Below are 15,154 nucleotides of genomic sequence, written 5' to 3' on the forward strand. Positions count from 1 at the left end.
TGTAATGTAATTTGGGAGAAATCCGGGTTTGGCCTAGGGCGGTGGTGCGCCCTGAAGGCTGGGTTCACTTCAGAAAAATGCCATGCCCCGCTTCAGAAAAGATCGGTTAGCAAGGCCAGCTCGGCCAGAAAAGCCTGCATCTGCGGGCTGGCCTCTTCACCCGGCGCCAGCAAGCCGTGCTTGTGCGCCAGCTGCCGAAACACCGAGGCAGCAGCCAGCTGCGGCACGGCCGCCCCCCCTGCGCCCGCTCCCCAGTCACCGGCGTCGATCAGGTTGTCATGGGCCACTTCAATCATGCGAAATCCTCTCTTCTTGTTAGCAGCCAGCGCATAACGACTTCGGCTGCTGCTGGGCGGCAAAATCAGCTATTTTTTTCTTTGCCTAGCTAAACAGCGTTATTGATAATAACTGTATAAATATACAGCATTTGCGCATCGCCGCCGAACCCACCAGAACTTTCACTATCACCACTTTCAGGGATTGACACCCCACTGGCCCTACAGCACATTCAAAATGTCAATATATGTAAAAATCTTGTGAAGGTGTACGGCGTGGCCATGAACCATTTTTTATGCGCGGGAGCGCTTGTAACACTGGCATCCATGGGGACGCACACCAGCGCGCAAGCACAGGCATTTACAGAGGGTTTTAACGACCTCAGCACCCTTGCAACTAACGGATGGGTGATGAGCAATGCCAGCGTGGCAGTCGGGTCCACCGGCTGGTTTCAAGGCAATCCCCTCACAGCCGGTGGTCCTTTTGACGCTCAAAGCGGCGCTGCCAATGCGTATATCGGGGCCAACTACAACAACACTGGCAATGTCGGGACGATCAGCAACTGGCTGCTCACGCCCAATCGAACCCTGCGCAACGGCGATGTACTGACTTTTTACACAAGAAAGGCATCCCCCGACACCTACGCGGATCGGCTGGAAGTGCGTCTCAGCACGAATGGGGCCAGCACATCTGTCGGCAGTGGCGCTGGTGTGGGTGACTTCACGACGCTGCTGATGAGTGTCAACCCGAGTCTCACCCTGGGGGTCTATCCAACCACTTGGACGCAGTACACCGTCACCGTTGCGGGTCTGCCAGCCCCCACTTCCTCGCGCATGGCCTTCCGCTATTTCGTGACCAGTGGCGGCCTGTCTGGAACCAACTCTGATTACATCGGTATCGACAGTGTGAGCTATACGCCCTATGTCTGCCCCACCGTTGCGCTGACACCTGGGGGGGGCCTCAATGGAGGCAATGTGGGGCAGGCTTACAGCACAGCACTCAGCCAAAGTGGCGCCCTGGGCACTCCAAACTTTGCCGTGACCTCCGGGGCACTGCCACCGGGCTTGACGCTGTCAAGCGACGGCGCCATTTCTGGCACCCCTACGGCCAGCGGAACCGCCAACTTCACGGCCACTGTGAACGATGCAAGCGGATGTTCGGGCGCCCAGTCCTACTCCATCGCCGTGGAACAAGGACCGCAATCCATCACCTTCCCATCACAAAGCCCTTCCAGCCAGCTGTTCGCACCTGGCGGCTCCTTCGCGATCCATCCGCTGGCCTCTGCAAGCTCCGGTTTGGTCGTCAGCTATGACAGCAGCACCCCAGCGGTGTGCACGGTGGCAGGCACCGATGTTTCTATCAACGGTGGCGGCATCTGCTCGCTCGTCGCACAGCAAGCCGGGGATGCGAACTACACCGCAGCACCTTCCCAATCGCAGAGCGTCACGATTGACAAGGCAGCGCAGACCATCAGCTTCAGCTCGTTCATCCCCGCCAATGCCAAGGTAGGCGGCAGCTATACCATTTCCGCCGACGGTGGTGGCTCCGGCAATCCCGTCAGCTTCTCGGTCGACAGCGACAGCCTGTCGGTCTGCAGCATCAGCGGCAACCTAGTCTCCTTCAATGGTGCTGGCAACTGCAGCATCAACGCCAACCAACTGGGCAATGCCAACTACAGCGATGCTATCCAGGTGCAGCAGACGGTCTCCATCGGTCAGGGCGGATCGGGCATCAGCATCAGCTCCAGCCAGAACCCCTCCCTACCCGGTCAGACCGTGACGTTCACCGTGTCGGTAGTGTTCGATTCCACCACAAGCGCCGCGCTGCAGGCAAAAGCTGCGCCTGTGCCCACGGGCACTGTCGAGATTCTCGAAGGCACAACATCGCTGGGCAGTGCTGCGCTTGTCAACGGCATAGCCACCGTCACTGCCGAACTGCCCGCCACTGCGGGGGCGCACAGCCTTATTGCCAGCTACAGCGGCGATGCCAACTACCCAGCAGCCCAGAGCGAAGCCTTTATCCAATCCGTTGCGACAGCAGTGCCAACGGCGGTGCCTACGCTGTCCGCATGGGCCGCACTCGGCTTGTCCGCCGGGCTGGCACTTGTCGGACTCACTGCAGTCCGCAGACGCCCTGGCGCATAAGCGCAGCAAGCCACCCCAACGGGGTGGCTTGCTTAGCAGTTGTCGCTGCACCACTCGATCACCACCGGCCATTTTGACCAGGACCCTCCCATGCACACATCACTTCACATGTTGCGGCGCGCATCGCTTTTTGTCATCGCGCTTTTATGTACTGCCTTTGCCCATGCGGCCACACTGACGACCACCTATGGCACAGACAATAACCATCGAGGCAATATGTTCGATGTCATGGCCAACCAGGCCATCGCCATTACGCAGTTTGATATCTCGCCGATGGGAAATACGAATTATGAAATCTATTACCGCGTAGGCACCTGGGTAGGCCATGCCAATTCGCCTGGGGACTGGACCTTGCTGCAAACAGGACCGGTATCGACACCTGCGCCAGGCTCAGGTGCACCGGTAGTAATGGACACCCCCTTGACCCTGCTTGCCAATGAAACTTATGCGTTCTACATCACGTCCACATCGACCGCTGTCAGCTTGAACTACAGCAACGGCAGCAACGTCGGAGCGCTTTTTTCATCAGACCGCGTACTGTCGTTTTTCGAAGGAGGTGGCATGGAGTACCCCTTCACTGCAGGCACCGGAGCGGTGTACCAGCCGCGGGTCTGGAACGGTGCAATCCACTATGAAATGGTAGGCCCCGTAAGTCGCCTGGCCGTCAAAACACCTGCCACCGCTACCCAAGGCACGGCGCTTGACTTTAGCGTGACAGCAGTCGATGCCCAGGGCTACCAAGTACCGAGCTACACCGGGACGGTGCAATTTTCCAGCTCGGATGCGGCTGCAACGCTGCCCGCCAGTGCGGCATTGGTGAATGGCCAGGGCACATTCTCGGCAACATTCTTCGCCACCGGTACACAAACGATCGTGGCTACAGATACGGCCACGTCCAGCATCCTCGGCACATCCAACAATACGCTGGTTGCGGCAGCGCCAGTTCCTGATGCACCGTCCATCACCTCGGCCGTTGCTGGCAATGCAGAGGTAGCGTTGAGCTGGTCCGTGCCTGCGGACAATGGTTCAGCCATCACGGAATATGTGGTGACAGGCTTGCCCCAGGGCAGTTGCACATCCGAGTCGACGAGTTGCGTGGTCACCGGCTTGACCAACAGCACCCCCTACACCTTTACGGTGGTGGCCAAGAATCTCGGCGGCAGCAGCGCCCCTTCGGCTGCAAGCGCTAGCGTCACTCCTAGCGCCGATTTGCTCTTCTCTGGCGCAGGCCCAACCATTGTTCTGGCACAAGGTGCCGTGGGCCAGAGTTACAACACGTCGATCCTGATCAGTGGCGGCCTGCCACCCTACAGCTTCGCACTGAGCGGCAACCTGCCTGCGGGCCTCAGCCTCAACACCGACACCGGCGTGATCAGCGGAACGCCCACTGCGGCGCAGACGGAAGAGTTCAGCATCACGGTCATGGACAGCGTAGGCGCACAGCAATCCATGGACAAGGCAGTGGCCGTCCACACCGCAACGCAGAGCTTCAGCATCACCATCACGGCGGCACCCGTGGCGGCCACGCCAACGCCGGTTCCTGGCTTGGGCGCTTGGGCGCTGCTGGCACTGTCTTCCTTGATGGTGCTCCTGGGCATCGCACGGGGCCGTGGCCGGTCCCAATCCTGGTCGCGCTGAGCGGCTCATCAGGTCTGGAGAGTGGACACTGCCCCACCTCTCCAGACCAGCGCAACCCGCGCTCCCTAAAAATATCTAACAGGCCGGGAATAATCTAGCTATGCCATCCGTCTACAGAGGTGTTCCTCCACCCAACCCTGAAAGACGGTCGCCATGAAAACCCCTTACGCCTCCCTGATCGCCCTGTCACTGGCAGCCCTGCTGGCCCCTTTGGCCCAGGCTGAGCCTGTGGCCAAGATGGCCAATGGCATGCTAGTCAATGCCAGCGGCATGACGCTCTACACCTTCGACAAGGACGTGGCCGGCAGCCACAAGAGCATGTGCAATGGCCCTTGCATTGCGCTGTGGCCAGCGGTCTCGGCGCCTGCCGATGCCAAGCCTGAAGGGGCCTACTCCATCATCACCCGCGACGACGGCAGCAAGCAGTGGGCCTACCAGGGCAAACCGCTGTATACCTATACTGCGGACAAAAAGGCCGGCGACGCCACGGGCGACAACTTCAAGGACGTCTGGCACGTCATCAAGTAAGCGCTGGCCGCTGCTGATCCTCTCATCCCCTGATCCCCTATCCCCAGCTGCCACCCCATGCGCGCACAGGACGAAGCCGAGATTGTGGCCTGCATCCCCAGCCTGCGGCGCTATGCGCGCGGGCTGGTCTCCGACCCCGACCGGGCCGATGACCTGGTGCAGGACACCTTGGAACGCGCCTGGTCGCGCTTTTCCATGTGGCAAAAGCGCAATGAGCTGCGGGCCTGGATGTTTGGCATCATGCACAACCATTTCATCGACCGCCTGCGGGCCCAGCGCAGCCGGCCCGAAGACAGCGCGGGCGACGATCTGCCTGAGCTACCCCAACGCGCCCAGCAAACCGATGCGCTGGAAGTGCGTGACCTGGACCGCCTGCTGCAGCGCCTGCCGCCCGAGCAGCGCGAGGTATTGCTGCTCGTCAGCGTCGAAGCGCTGAGCTACCAAGAGGTGGCGCAAATCACCGGCGTGCCGCTGGGCACGGTGATGTCGCGGCTCTCGCGTGCCCGCGCCAGACTGCGCGACGAGATGGCTGGCGCTGGTCAGGGCAAGGCGCAGGACACCGTCAGCAGCGCCGCACAAAAAATTCAACGGGTGAAGTGACCATGGACCAGCCCCCTCTCAAAGCCCTGGACGCCAGTCCGACGCCCCCGGTGACCGAGGCCGATCTGCATGCCTATGTCGACCAGCAGTTGCCCAGCGCGCGCCACATCCAGGTGGCGCAATACCTGCAGGACCACCCGGAAGAGCGCGCCCGGGTGCAGGATTGGCAGCAGCAAAATGCGCGGCTGCGCGAGATGCTGGCGCCCGTGATGGATGAGCCTTTGCCCATGGGCTTGCCCTTGCGCCCCACGCACAGCGCCATGCCCTGGCGCAGCCTGGCTGCCGGCTTGCTGGTGGCGGTTATCAGCGCCGGCGCTGCCTGGTCAATCCGTGGCGCGGTCGATGCCAAGGCCATCCAGGTCGCGATGGCTGGCCAGCCCGCAGCCCACACCCCATCATCCGCCCCACCCCAACGTTTGCCCGCCAGCGGCAGCGCCTTGAGCGGCTTTGCCCAGCGCGCCGCGATTGCGCATACGGTCTACAGTCCCGATGTGCGGCGCCCGGTGGAGATTGGTGCCGAGCAAGAGCAGGCGCTGGTCACCTGGCTCACCAAGCGCATGGGCACCACCGTGCAGCCACCGCCGCTCACGGCGCTGGGCTACCGGCTCATCGGTGGCCGCCTGCTGCCGGGCGGCAGCGGGCCGGTGGCGCAGTTCATGTACGAGACCGGGGCGGGACTGCGCCTGACCCTCTACGTCACCCGCGAGGTGCCCGGCACGGGCGATGTGCAGTTCAAGTTCGGCCAGGCGGGGCCGGTCAACGTGTTCTATTGGGTGGAGAACCACCTGGGCTACGCCATCTCGGCCGGTGCCGACCGGGCCGAGCTGCTGCGCGTCTCGCAGGCGGTGTACCAGCATCTGCAGCAGGACTGATCGGCTGCGCCCTGGCTGGCAGGGTCAGAGCGGCTGCTTCCAGCAGCCAGTGCCTGGCTTGGAACCCCGTCAGTCGCCCTGGTGCTTGGCATGCTGCATCGCTGCGAGCCTGCGGTACTTTTCAAAAGTCTTGCTGATATCCGTGGAGACCGAAGGCACATAGCGCTTCGCTTTCTCGCCGCGATGGGCCACCAGCGGACGAGTCGGCATGGTCAGCATCGGAAATGATGGCTGGTTGTGCATACCCAACTCCTTTCGCAAAAGACTTGTTAATCGATTCAGTCAATGACTTAAGAATGTAAGCCTTGCTTGTGCAAAGTCAAGACGCAGATCGAGATGGCCCGGGTTTGGTTGTAATCAATTGCAAACTGAGTGCAGGCACACGCGGCCCATTCGGCAGAGCCGGATGCTGGCTGCTGGCAGCGCCTTTTGGGACGGCGGCGCAACAAGCCGCCCACGCCCACACCATTGCCATGGCCATTGCTCCAGCCCAGGCGCGGATGCGCAGATGCGCGGATGCACCCGCCACCACCGGTTAGAGATTGCTGACAATCTATTTCAATAATTTCATACAGAATCCATATCTTCAAGAACGCAGCCAGGGCCTTTGCCAGGGATTGCTTTCCACGATTGGAGGTTCCCCGTGCCAGCGCTCATTCAGGTCCGTTACGCCACATCATCGTCTCCTAGCCCGCTCAAGCTCAGCAAAGGCCGCACACAGATTGGTCGTGATCTGGGCTGCGGTCTGCGGCTGGAGGACCAGGGCGTCAGCCGGGACCATGGTGCCTTCACCTATTACATCGGGGTGCTGATGGTGGAGGACCACGACAGCACCAATGGCATCTTCGTCAACGGCGCCAGGGTCAAGCGCCAGGTGCTGTATGCCGGCGATCGTGTCAAGGTGGGACCGACCGAGATATACATCCAAAAGGGCTCCGCCGCGTCTTCGCCAGACACCCCCTAACCGCCCCGACGCGCACCAACCCGCTGGCTTGCGCATGCCGCCAGGCCCCGCCGCCGCCGCGCCCGTTTCGTCTGCACAGGGCATGCAAACAGCAGCTTGCCAGCCTGCGAAACGGCGCGTTTTATTTCTGCTACGGGTCAACAAAAAATGGGTGCTGGTTTTTAAAATTCAGGCATTTTGTTGATTATTTTTACAACTAGCAACGTTCATACGGCCCAGCGGTGCCTTCAAGCAGACGTTGGCGCAAGGCCCTGGTCTGTGCACTGGTGCAGCAAAACCCGACCAGGGTGATTCATAGAAATGGATGGATTCATGAAGTCGATGTGTGCTCGGATGGTGGGTCGATACCGCCTGGGGATGGCGGCCTTGTGGCTCGCAGGGGCCGCCGGCCCCAGCCTGGCACAGCCCTATGTGTTTGCGCCTGCCAGCGCCTTCGGCTATGACGGCTGGGTCGCCGGCTGGATGAGCAACCGCCCGCCAGGAACGCTGACCCAGGATTGGTACCCTGGCTCAGGCGAAGACAGTGTGGGCGCCACCCCGGTCTCAGGCCCTACGCATGACACGACCTTCCTGTCCAGCACCGGCGCACAGCGCTTTGGCACCGGCTTGAGCGCCAGTCCCGACCCTACTTTTCCGGATTTTCAAGTCATCTCTGGTCTGGCCACCAATACGGCCGCAGCGGCCATGCTTGCCGGGCAGTACATCGATTTCCCTTTCACCACCGGCACCATGCAGTATGCGGATGCGACCGCATCGGCTGCGCTGTTCTATGTCAATGCCGCCTTCACTGCAAAACGCTGGAACCTGAACGGCAACCTGCATCCGCGCGCCTTTGGCTATGCCGCCTATATCGTGGATGCCGGCGGCAATCCGGTTGGCGAGCCAATACAGCAGGTGGATGACGTCAGCACGGTGGCTGGGGATGGTTTTCAAGTGGTCCGCGCACCGGATGGACCCGGCCCCGGCATCGTGCTGCAGCCCGGCACGCCCTACGCCTTGCGCTTCTACCTCTACCGTACGCCTGCCAACAGCGATAACAAGGCATCCTGGGATGACACCTTATTCACGATGAGCCGCCAAACGCTGGCGGAAATCGTCGTGAATGCCAGCGCGGTATCTGCAGTTCCCGCCGGTGCGCAGAACAACTACAGCTATAGCTTCAGTGTCTACAACAACGGGCCTGATGCGACCACCGCGCTGGTGTCAGACCCCTTGCCTGCGGCAGCCAACGGCGCTACGGCCAGCTGGTCATGCACGCTGCAGCCTTCGGGCGCACCCTGCGCCAGCCCATCGGGCACCGGGCCCCTCAGTGCCGTTGCGCAGCCTTTGGCTTCCGGGCAGACAGCCGTGTATACGGTGTCCTGGTCCGGCCCGGGCATCACGGCGGCCAGCACCCATACCGTCACGGCGCTGCCCGCACCAGGCAGCCCGACCGATCCCATCGTCAGCAACAACACGGCCGAACTCCCACTCAGCCCTCCCACGATCACGGCGGTGGACGATGCAGTGACCTTGGCCACCCACACCAGCAGCGCCGCAACGGCCGTGGCTGCCAACGACAGCGGCAGCAACGGGCAGGTGGACCCCGCGAGCCTGAGCTTGGCCACGCCACCCGCCGCGGGCTCGGTCAGCTGTGAAGCGGGTATTTGTAGCTTTGTGCCGCCAGCGGGCGGGCTGACCAGCCCGGTGAGCTACCAGTACAAGGTGTGCCTGGCAGCGCCTAACCAGACGGTATGCACCACGGCGACGGTTCGCGTCTCCGCGCTACAACCCGCTGCCGTGCCGCCAACGCCCACGCCGGTACCGACGGCGGGGGCCTATAGCCTGTCCTTGCTGGCCTTGCTGCTGGGCACCCTCGGCATCCACCGCCAGCGCCGCCGTCGCTAAGCGCAGTGATGGCGTGGCTGGCCTGCTCTCAGCGCGTGCCGCGTGACAGCGCCAGCAACACGCCAAAGCCCACCAGCAATCCGCCAAAGGCGCGGTCAATCCAGTGGCGGGCTGCCAGCAAACGGCCACGCACGGCGCCAGCCGAAAAGCACAGCGCCACCAGGCTGAACCAGGCGATGTGCGCCAGCGATATGAAGGCGCCATAGCCAATCTGCACCGCCAGCGGCGTCTGGGGCTGCACCACCTGCAAAAACAGGCTCAGCATGAACACCGTGGTCTTGGGGTTCAGCGCATTGGTGAGAAAGCCGGTGCGCAAAGCCGCCCCGTCCGACAGCGGCGCAGCAGCGGCTTCGGCAGCGGCTGCCGCACCTGCAGGCTGGGCGCGCAGCATCTTCAAGCCCAGGTACACCAGGTAGGCAGCGCCCGCCAGCTTGATGGCATTGAACAGCCACAGCGACTGCTGGATCATCAGCCCCAGGCCCAGCAAGGTGTAGCTGACATGGACCAGCACACCCAGCCCAATGCCCAGGGCCGTCAGCACCCCGGCGCGCCGCGACAGCAGCAGGCTGTTGCGCGTCACCATCGCAAAGTCAGGCCCCGGGCTGATGACCGCAAGCAAGGTGATGGTGATAACAGCTAGCAATTCCGTCATGGCGTATCCTGTGCAATAGCAAAAACAGCCCGCATGATGCCTGCCATGCAGCGCCATGAAAAACGATGATTTCTAACAAACATGGTGAGTTTGACTCACCATTGTCTGACACCCGCCTGCCCTCCTTGCTGGCACTGCGCTGCTTCGAAGCCGCCGCGCGGCTGGAGAATTTCAGCCGCGCCGCCGACGAGCTGCACCTGACCCATGGCGCCGTCAGCCGCGCTGTGCGCCTGCTGGAGGACGAGCTGGGCGTAGCGCTTTTTGAGCGGCGCAGCCGGCGCGTCTTCCTCACCGCCGAGGGGCGCTCGCTGGCCCAGGCGGTCAGCCAGGGGCTCGGTCTGATGCGCCAGGCCGTGGGCGAGCTGCGGGCCCGCGCGCGCCAGCAACCGCGCTGGGTACTGTCCTGCGAGCCCACCTTGCTGATGCGCTGGCTGATTCCGCGTTGGCCGGATTTCCAGGCGCGGCACCCGGGCTTGGAGCTGCACCTGGTCGCTGGTGGCGGCCCCTTTTCTTTTGCCAGCGGCATCGATTTGGCCATCCGCCGCGATGACTTTGCCTGGCCCCAGGGCTGCCATGTGGAGCCCCTGTTTGCAGAACGCATTGGCCCGGTTTGCCGCCCCGAGCAGCAGGCGCGCTGGTTCAGCGGCGGCAAACGCCGCAGCGCCCTGCGCCCCGAGGCCCCTGTACTGCACACGCGCACGCGGCCCGCTGCTTGGCAGGACTGGGCCCAGGCCACGGGCCAGCCCTTGTCCAAGCAGGCGGGGCAAAGCTTTGAGCATTTCTATTTCAGCTTGCAAGCGGCCGTGGCCGGGCTGGGGGTGGCCATGGGCCCCTGGCACCTGGTGCAGGACGACCTGGCCCACGGCCTGCTGGCCGCCCCGCTGGGCTTTGTAGACGACGGCTCGCAGTACTGCCTGCTGTCCCCGCAGCCCATGTCGCCGGGCAGTGTGCAGGCCGATCTGCTGGCCTGGCTGCGCAGCATGGCCGAGGCAGACTGCAACACGGCCGCATAGCCGCCCAGGGCTTGCCAGCAGGGATGCGCGCAAAAAATAGCAGCAGCTATTGGAGCAGCTGTCAGAGCAGCTGCTGGCAACGATTGGCGAAGCAATAAATTCAAAAATAAATGTCAGCAACGCCAATAAGCAAAAAATCCATCGATTTAGCAATGTTGATTGATTGGAAAAGACAATAAAAATCTCCATGGTGATACCCACCTATCCACATCACTTTTTTGGAGATGCACCATGTCGAAAGCCCACACTGTCAAAGACAAAGTCGTTCTGATCGCCGGGGGAGGAAAAAACCTGGGCGGCCTGATTGCCCGTGACCTGGCCAGCCATGGCGCCAAAGCCGTCGCCATCCACTACAACAGCGCCGCCAGCCGCGATGAAGCACTGGCCACCGTGGCAGCGGTAGAAAAGCTGGGTGCCAAGGCGATGGCCTTGCAAGGCAATCTGAGCAGCGCAGGCGCAGTGCAAAAGCTGTTCGCCGACACCGTGGCAGCGCTGGGCCGGCCTGACATCGCAATCAACACCGTGGGCAAGGTGCTCAAAAAGCCGATGGTCGAGATCTCCGAGGCAGAGTTTGACGAGATGTCCAACGCCAACAGCAAGGCGGCATTCTTCTTTTTGAAGGAAGCGGGCCTGCAGCTCAATGACAATGGCAAGATCGTCACCTTGGTCACCTCCTTGCTGGGCGCGTTCACCCCTTTCTACTCGTCCTACGCCGGCACCAAGGCCCCCGTGGAACACTACACCCGCGCAGCGGCCAAGGAGTTTGGCGCGCGCGGCATCTCGGTCACCGCCGTCGGCCCCGGCCCGATGGACACCAACTTCTTCTACCCCGCAGAAGGCGCTGATGCGGTGGCCTACCACAAGACCGCCGCAGCCTTGTCGGGCTTCAGCAAGACGGGCCTGACCGATATCGAAGATGTCGTCCCCTTTATCCGCCACCTGGTGACCGATGGCTGGTGGATTACGGGCCAGACGATTCTGATCAACGGCGGCTACACCACCAAGTAAGGGCCGCAAGGCCTGGGGGCGGCGACGCTCCCACGGCCGGCTCCGCCCCCTCGGGCATCGCTGCAATGCCACGCCGTGGTTTGCGCGCCGCCTGGGGGCGATCCCTGCCTCGCTCCCTGCAGCGAAGGCTTTGCAGTGCCGCCCTTGCGGTGCAGCAGCCGCGTCTTTTTTACCCAACGCTGGAGAGTGTCGATATGCATGTACTGATGGTGATGGGCGGTGGCCTGCTGCTGCTCGGGGTGTTTGTGCTGTTTGGCTGGCTGTGGTCGGCCAGCACGGTGGGCATGCTGGTAGCAGCCAAGCTGTTCATGCCGGTGTGGCTGCTGATCGCTTGCACCAATATGTGGGTGGGGGTCACGCAGGCGGGTTACAGCGTGCGCGATGAGGCGCTGATCTTGCTCATCGTGCTGATGGTGCCGGTGCTGCTGGCGGCCTTCATCACCCGCGTGCTGTCCCAGGCATAAAAATCCCCAAGGACTCCCATGCCTATCACTCCCGCCTTTGCCCATCCCTTGCTGCGCCAGCGTGACGGCCACCACGCCCGCGTGACCTATGAAGAGCTTTTCTTTGACCTGGTCTATGTGTTTGCCGTCACCCAGCTCAGCCATGAGCTGCTGCACCAGCTGACGTTCATTGGCGTGGCACAGACCTTGGTACTCTGGTTTGCCGTCTGGCTGGGCTGGCAGTACACCTGCTGGGTCACCAACTGGTTCGATCCGCAGACGCGCCGTATTCGCGGCATGCTGTTTTCCACCATGCTGCTGGGCTTGCTGATGGCCTCGAGCATTCCCCAGGCCTTCGCCGAGCGGGGACTGGTCTTTGCGCTGGCCTACGTGGCCATGCAGGTGGGGCGCAGCGCCTTCATCTGGTGGCAGTTGCCTGCCTGGCATCCACTGGCGCACAACTACCGGCGCATGCTCGGCTGGGTCTGCATTTCTGCCCTGTTCTGGATGGCCGGCGCGCTGGCCGAGCCACAGCTGCGCTTGCTGCTGTGGCTGGTGGCCGTGCTGTGCGAGTATGTGGCGCCCATGCTCGGCTTTGCGCTGCCAGGCCTGGGCCGCAGCCAGACCCGGGACTGGACCATCGAGGGTGGCCACATGGCCGAGCGCTGCCAGCTTTTTGTGATTGTGGCGCTGGGCGAGACGCTGCTGGCCAGTGGCGCCACCCTGGCAGATACCAAGGCCTGGGAATGGCAGGTGCTGATGGCCCTGGGCGCCACCTTTGTCGGCACGCTGGCCATGTGGTGGCTGTACTTTGGCACCTCCAGCAAGGATGCGACCGAGGCCATCACCCGCGCCGACGATCCAGGCCGCATTGGCGCCTATTTCCACTATGTGCATGCCCTCCTGATCGCCGGCGTGATCGCCTCTGCGGTGGGCAACGACTTGGTGCTAGCGCACCCCCTTGCACTGGCAGCAGCCCCGCAAATCGCCATCTTGCTCGCCGGGCCCGCCATCTACCTGCGGGGCAGTGCCATCTACAAAAAGACGGTGTATGGCTCGCTCCCCGCTTCGCACTGGGTGGGCGCCTTGTTGCTGCTGGTGCTTGTGCCGCTCAGCCAGGCCTGCAAGCTGTGGGTGCTGGGCTGGTTGACGACGGCGCTCATCCTGGGCGTGGCGCTGTGGGACACCTATGGCAGCAGCGCCCGCAAGCGCCGCAATGCCATCGCGGGGATGGGCCACCACTAGAAAACGACCCTCGCAAAACGCCCCGGTCAAAGCCTCTGCACACCGCCGCCACCGCCGCAGGGGCGCAGCACAGCGCAGAGCACTTGCGGTCTCAGCCCCGCCTATCGCATGCGGCTGGTCGCTGACAGCCGCTGCTGACGCCATGCGAGAAGCCCCACCCAGCCCGCCAGCCCAACCAGCGCAAAGCCGCCCAGACCAGGCACCGGCGTGGGGCTGGCCGGGCTGGTGGGCGTTGTGGGGGTGGAGGGGATAGTGGCCTGTGTTGCGACGGCTGCGCTCGACGCGTTGTCACCCGCAGAGGCATCACGCCCTCCATCGCTGTCATTGTCCGCACCCGTGCCGCCCAGCACGCTGATGCTGGCGCTGCCCGCCATGGCAAAGTTCAGCGTGCAGCTGAGCGTGCCATGGGGCGGCACATCAGCGGGCGCACTGCACACGGGCGCGGGGCTACCGGGCAAACTGGCCGCATTGGGGATTCTGCAAAACCCCTGCAGGGCGGTGCTGCTGCCCACATTGCTGCAAGTCGTCGTGCAGCTGACCGTGGTGCCTGCGGCCGCTGTGCCTGGTGTACACACCGTGGCGCTGCGCATATTGGTCACCGCGCGCAGCGCAAAAAGGTTGCCCGCCGATCCTTCGGTCGGCACGCTGACCGCAATCGTCTGCACCGCCGTGCTGCCGGCAACGCCAGTGTTCAGCACGCCAGGCGCGCCGCTCTCCCCGGTGCTGCCTTGTTGTGTGTAGGCCATCTGAAAACCGGCCGGCGGCGTGGTCGTGATGGCGCAGTCCGCCCCAGCGGGCACATTCTCAAAGCGGAAGCTGCCATCCGATGCGGTATCGATCGGGCCCGCGCTGTAATCGGGGCCCCTGCACAGCAAAGACACCGCCACGGCTGCCCCCATGTCAACACCGCTGCCATCGTCTTGCGTGTTGGCAGGGCTGCTGCCCTCGGCATACACCCGGCCCGAGACAGCGGCGAGCTGGGTCAGATTCATCATGAAGGGGATCGCGTTGGCCATGGCTTCCTCCGTGGTAAAGCCGATGCAGCCCACCTCCGCTCCCGCGGCCTCGCAAATCGCCGGATCCAACGGAGTGGCTGCAGGCTCGGGGAAAAAGCTGAAGGTGAATTCCTGGCCGTTCATCACCACGCTGCGGTTGACCGAACCGTCGAGTACCCAGATGTCGCTGCAAGGGACGCCGCCTGGTACCACGCAGATGCTGGGGTCACTGCCGTTAGGCGTTTCAGAGAACTTGATGGTGTAGATGAAGTTCTCATAGGTGTAGGGATCACTGCTGCCTTTGGCTCTCAAACCGAGCGTGGTGCTGATCGTCGCACTGGCCAAGGTGGCAAAGGTTGAAGCCACGATGTTGTTGGTGTGGGTGTAGACATTGGCATATTGCGCGGCGCCATTGGCCATCAGGGTGCCGGTCTGCGCCGTGCTTGAAATGCCGATGCCGCTGCGGCCAGCACCTGCGGCGCCGTTGGGGCAAGCCCCCCAGGTGATATTGGTGGCGGAGACCAGTTCGCATCCGTTTGCGTCACCCGGGCCCGCTCCGTTGAACCTGGTGGCGCCAACGGTCGTCACAAACTGGGCCGTGACGGTGTAGTCCCATTCCAGCGGCGCAGCGACGGCACTGCCGGTGGCCATGGCCCCAGATAGTGCCAGGGCTGCAAAGCATGGGCGAAGGCATGGCATGGCTTTCTCCTCTTTCCATCCGTCTGAATCGACCAGGATCGCGCAGGCGCTCCGGCTACGCGCGTCACCCGCTCAGCAGCGCCGTGCTGTGGACGGTAGTGCTGCACTGCGCTGGCGCTTGCTGGGCGCGCAGATTCGTCAATCTGCGCACCCGGCAAGTGCTCGTCACAGCCAGCCTATGACCGCAAAG

The 15,154-nt window shown here is 63.0% G+C and carries 15 protein-coding genes; 11 read left to right on the top strand and 4 right to left on the bottom strand.

What is annotated here, in order from left to right; translation table 11 throughout:
• Positions 1-92: 92 nt before the first annotated feature.
• Complete coding sequence (locus tag M2375_RS01030) at positions 93-296, bottom strand: hypothetical protein (protein WP_259163394.1); 204 nt, start codon at positions 294-296, stop codon at positions 93-95.
• Positions 297-602: 306 nt separating this feature from the next.
• Between M2375_RS01030 and M2375_RS01035 the strand changes: the two genes are divergently transcribed.
• From M2375_RS01035 to M2375_RS01055, 5 genes are all read left to right on the top strand, one after another.
• Positions 603-2,420 (top strand): IPTL-CTERM sorting domain-containing protein, encoded by a 1,818-nt coding sequence (locus tag M2375_RS01035; protein WP_259163947.1) that lies wholly within the window; start codon positions 603-605, stop codon positions 2,418-2,420.
• Positions 2,421-2,459: 39 nt separating this feature from the next.
• Positions 2,460-4,058 carry an IPTL-CTERM sorting domain-containing protein gene (locus M2375_RS01040; protein WP_259163398.1) on the top strand — a complete coding sequence of 533 codons (1,599 nt, stop codon included), beginning with the start codon at positions 2,460-2,462 and terminating at the stop codon, positions 4,056-4,058.
• A 153-nt stretch (positions 4,059-4,211) separates the two neighbouring features.
• The gene (locus M2375_RS01045) at positions 4,212-4,586 is read left to right on the top strand and encodes a hypothetical protein (RefSeq protein WP_259163399.1); all 375 of its coding nucleotides are present in this window, start codon (positions 4,212-4,214) and stop codon (positions 4,584-4,586) included.
• Positions 4,587-4,643: 57 nt separating this feature from the next.
• Positions 4,644-5,186 carry an RNA polymerase sigma factor gene (locus tag M2375_RS01050; protein WP_259163400.1) on the top strand — a complete coding sequence of 181 codons (543 nt, stop codon included), beginning with the start codon at positions 4,644-4,646 and terminating at the stop codon, positions 5,184-5,186.
• A 2-nt stretch (positions 5,187-5,188) separates the two neighbouring features.
• Positions 5,189-6,058, top strand: coding sequence for an anti-sigma factor (locus tag M2375_RS01055; RefSeq protein ID WP_259163401.1), 870 nt, complete (start codon positions 5,189-5,191; stop codon positions 6,056-6,058).
• 69 nt (positions 6,059-6,127) lie between these two features.
• On the opposite strand, the gene M2375_RS01060 is transcribed toward M2375_RS01055, so the two are convergent.
• Complete coding sequence (locus tag M2375_RS01060) at positions 6,128-6,301, bottom strand: hypothetical protein (protein WP_259163402.1); 174 nt, start codon at positions 6,299-6,301, stop codon at positions 6,128-6,130.
• Between the two features lie 400 nt (positions 6,302-6,701).
• Between M2375_RS01060 and M2375_RS01065 the strand changes: the two genes are divergently transcribed.
• Both M2375_RS01065 and M2375_RS01070 read left to right on the top strand, forming a co-directional pair.
• A complete protein-coding gene (locus tag M2375_RS01065; RefSeq protein WP_259163403.1) occupies positions 6,702-7,022 on the top strand; it encodes an FHA domain-containing protein in 321 nt (106 codons plus the stop codon).
• Positions 7,023-7,334: 312 nt separating this feature from the next.
• Positions 7,335-8,909, top strand: coding sequence for a hypothetical protein (locus tag M2375_RS01070; RefSeq protein ID WP_259163404.1), 1,575 nt, complete (start codon positions 7,335-7,337; stop codon positions 8,907-8,909).
• 28 nt (positions 8,910-8,937) lie between these two features.
• Here the strand turns inward: M2375_RS01070 and M2375_RS01075 are convergent, their stop codons facing one another.
• The gene (locus M2375_RS01075; RefSeq protein ID WP_259163405.1) at positions 8,938-9,561 is read right to left on the bottom strand and encodes a LysE family transporter; all 624 of its coding nucleotides are present in this window, start codon (positions 9,559-9,561) and stop codon (positions 8,938-8,940) included.
• 65 nt (positions 9,562-9,626) lie between these two features.
• Between M2375_RS01075 and M2375_RS01080 the strand changes: the two genes are divergently transcribed.
• The 4 genes from M2375_RS01080 (at position 9,627) to M2375_RS01095 (ending at position 13,270) form a co-directional block, all read left to right on the top strand.
• Entirely contained in the window at positions 9,627-10,574 is a 948-nt protein-coding gene (locus M2375_RS01080; protein WP_259163406.1) for a LysR family transcriptional regulator, read from the top strand.
• A gap of 231 nt (positions 10,575-10,805) precedes the next feature.
• Positions 10,806-11,582: an SDR family oxidoreductase gene (locus M2375_RS01085; RefSeq protein WP_259163408.1), complete on the top strand. Its 777-nt coding sequence runs from the start codon at positions 10,806-10,808 to the stop codon at positions 11,580-11,582.
• 194 nt (positions 11,583-11,776) lie between these two features.
• Positions 11,777-12,046: a hypothetical protein gene (locus M2375_RS01090; RefSeq protein WP_259163409.1), complete on the top strand. Its 270-nt coding sequence runs from the start codon at positions 11,777-11,779 to the stop codon at positions 12,044-12,046.
• 18 nt (positions 12,047-12,064) lie between these two features.
• Entirely contained in the window at positions 12,065-13,270 is a 1,206-nt protein-coding gene (locus M2375_RS01095; RefSeq protein ID WP_259163410.1) for a low temperature requirement protein A, read from the top strand.
• 101 nt (positions 13,271-13,371) lie between these two features.
• On the opposite strand, the gene M2375_RS01100 is transcribed toward M2375_RS01095, so the two are convergent.
• Positions 13,372-14,964 carry a THxN family PEP-CTERM protein gene (locus M2375_RS01100; RefSeq protein ID WP_259163411.1) on the bottom strand — a complete coding sequence of 531 codons (1,593 nt, stop codon included), beginning with the start codon at positions 14,962-14,964 and terminating at the stop codon, positions 13,372-13,374.
• Positions 14,965-15,154 lie beyond the last annotated feature (190 nt).

It is taken from the genome of Comamonas sp. BIGb0152, assembly GCF_024809975.1.
Classification (GTDB): Bacteria; Pseudomonadota; Gammaproteobacteria; order Burkholderiales; family Burkholderiaceae_C; genus Comamonas.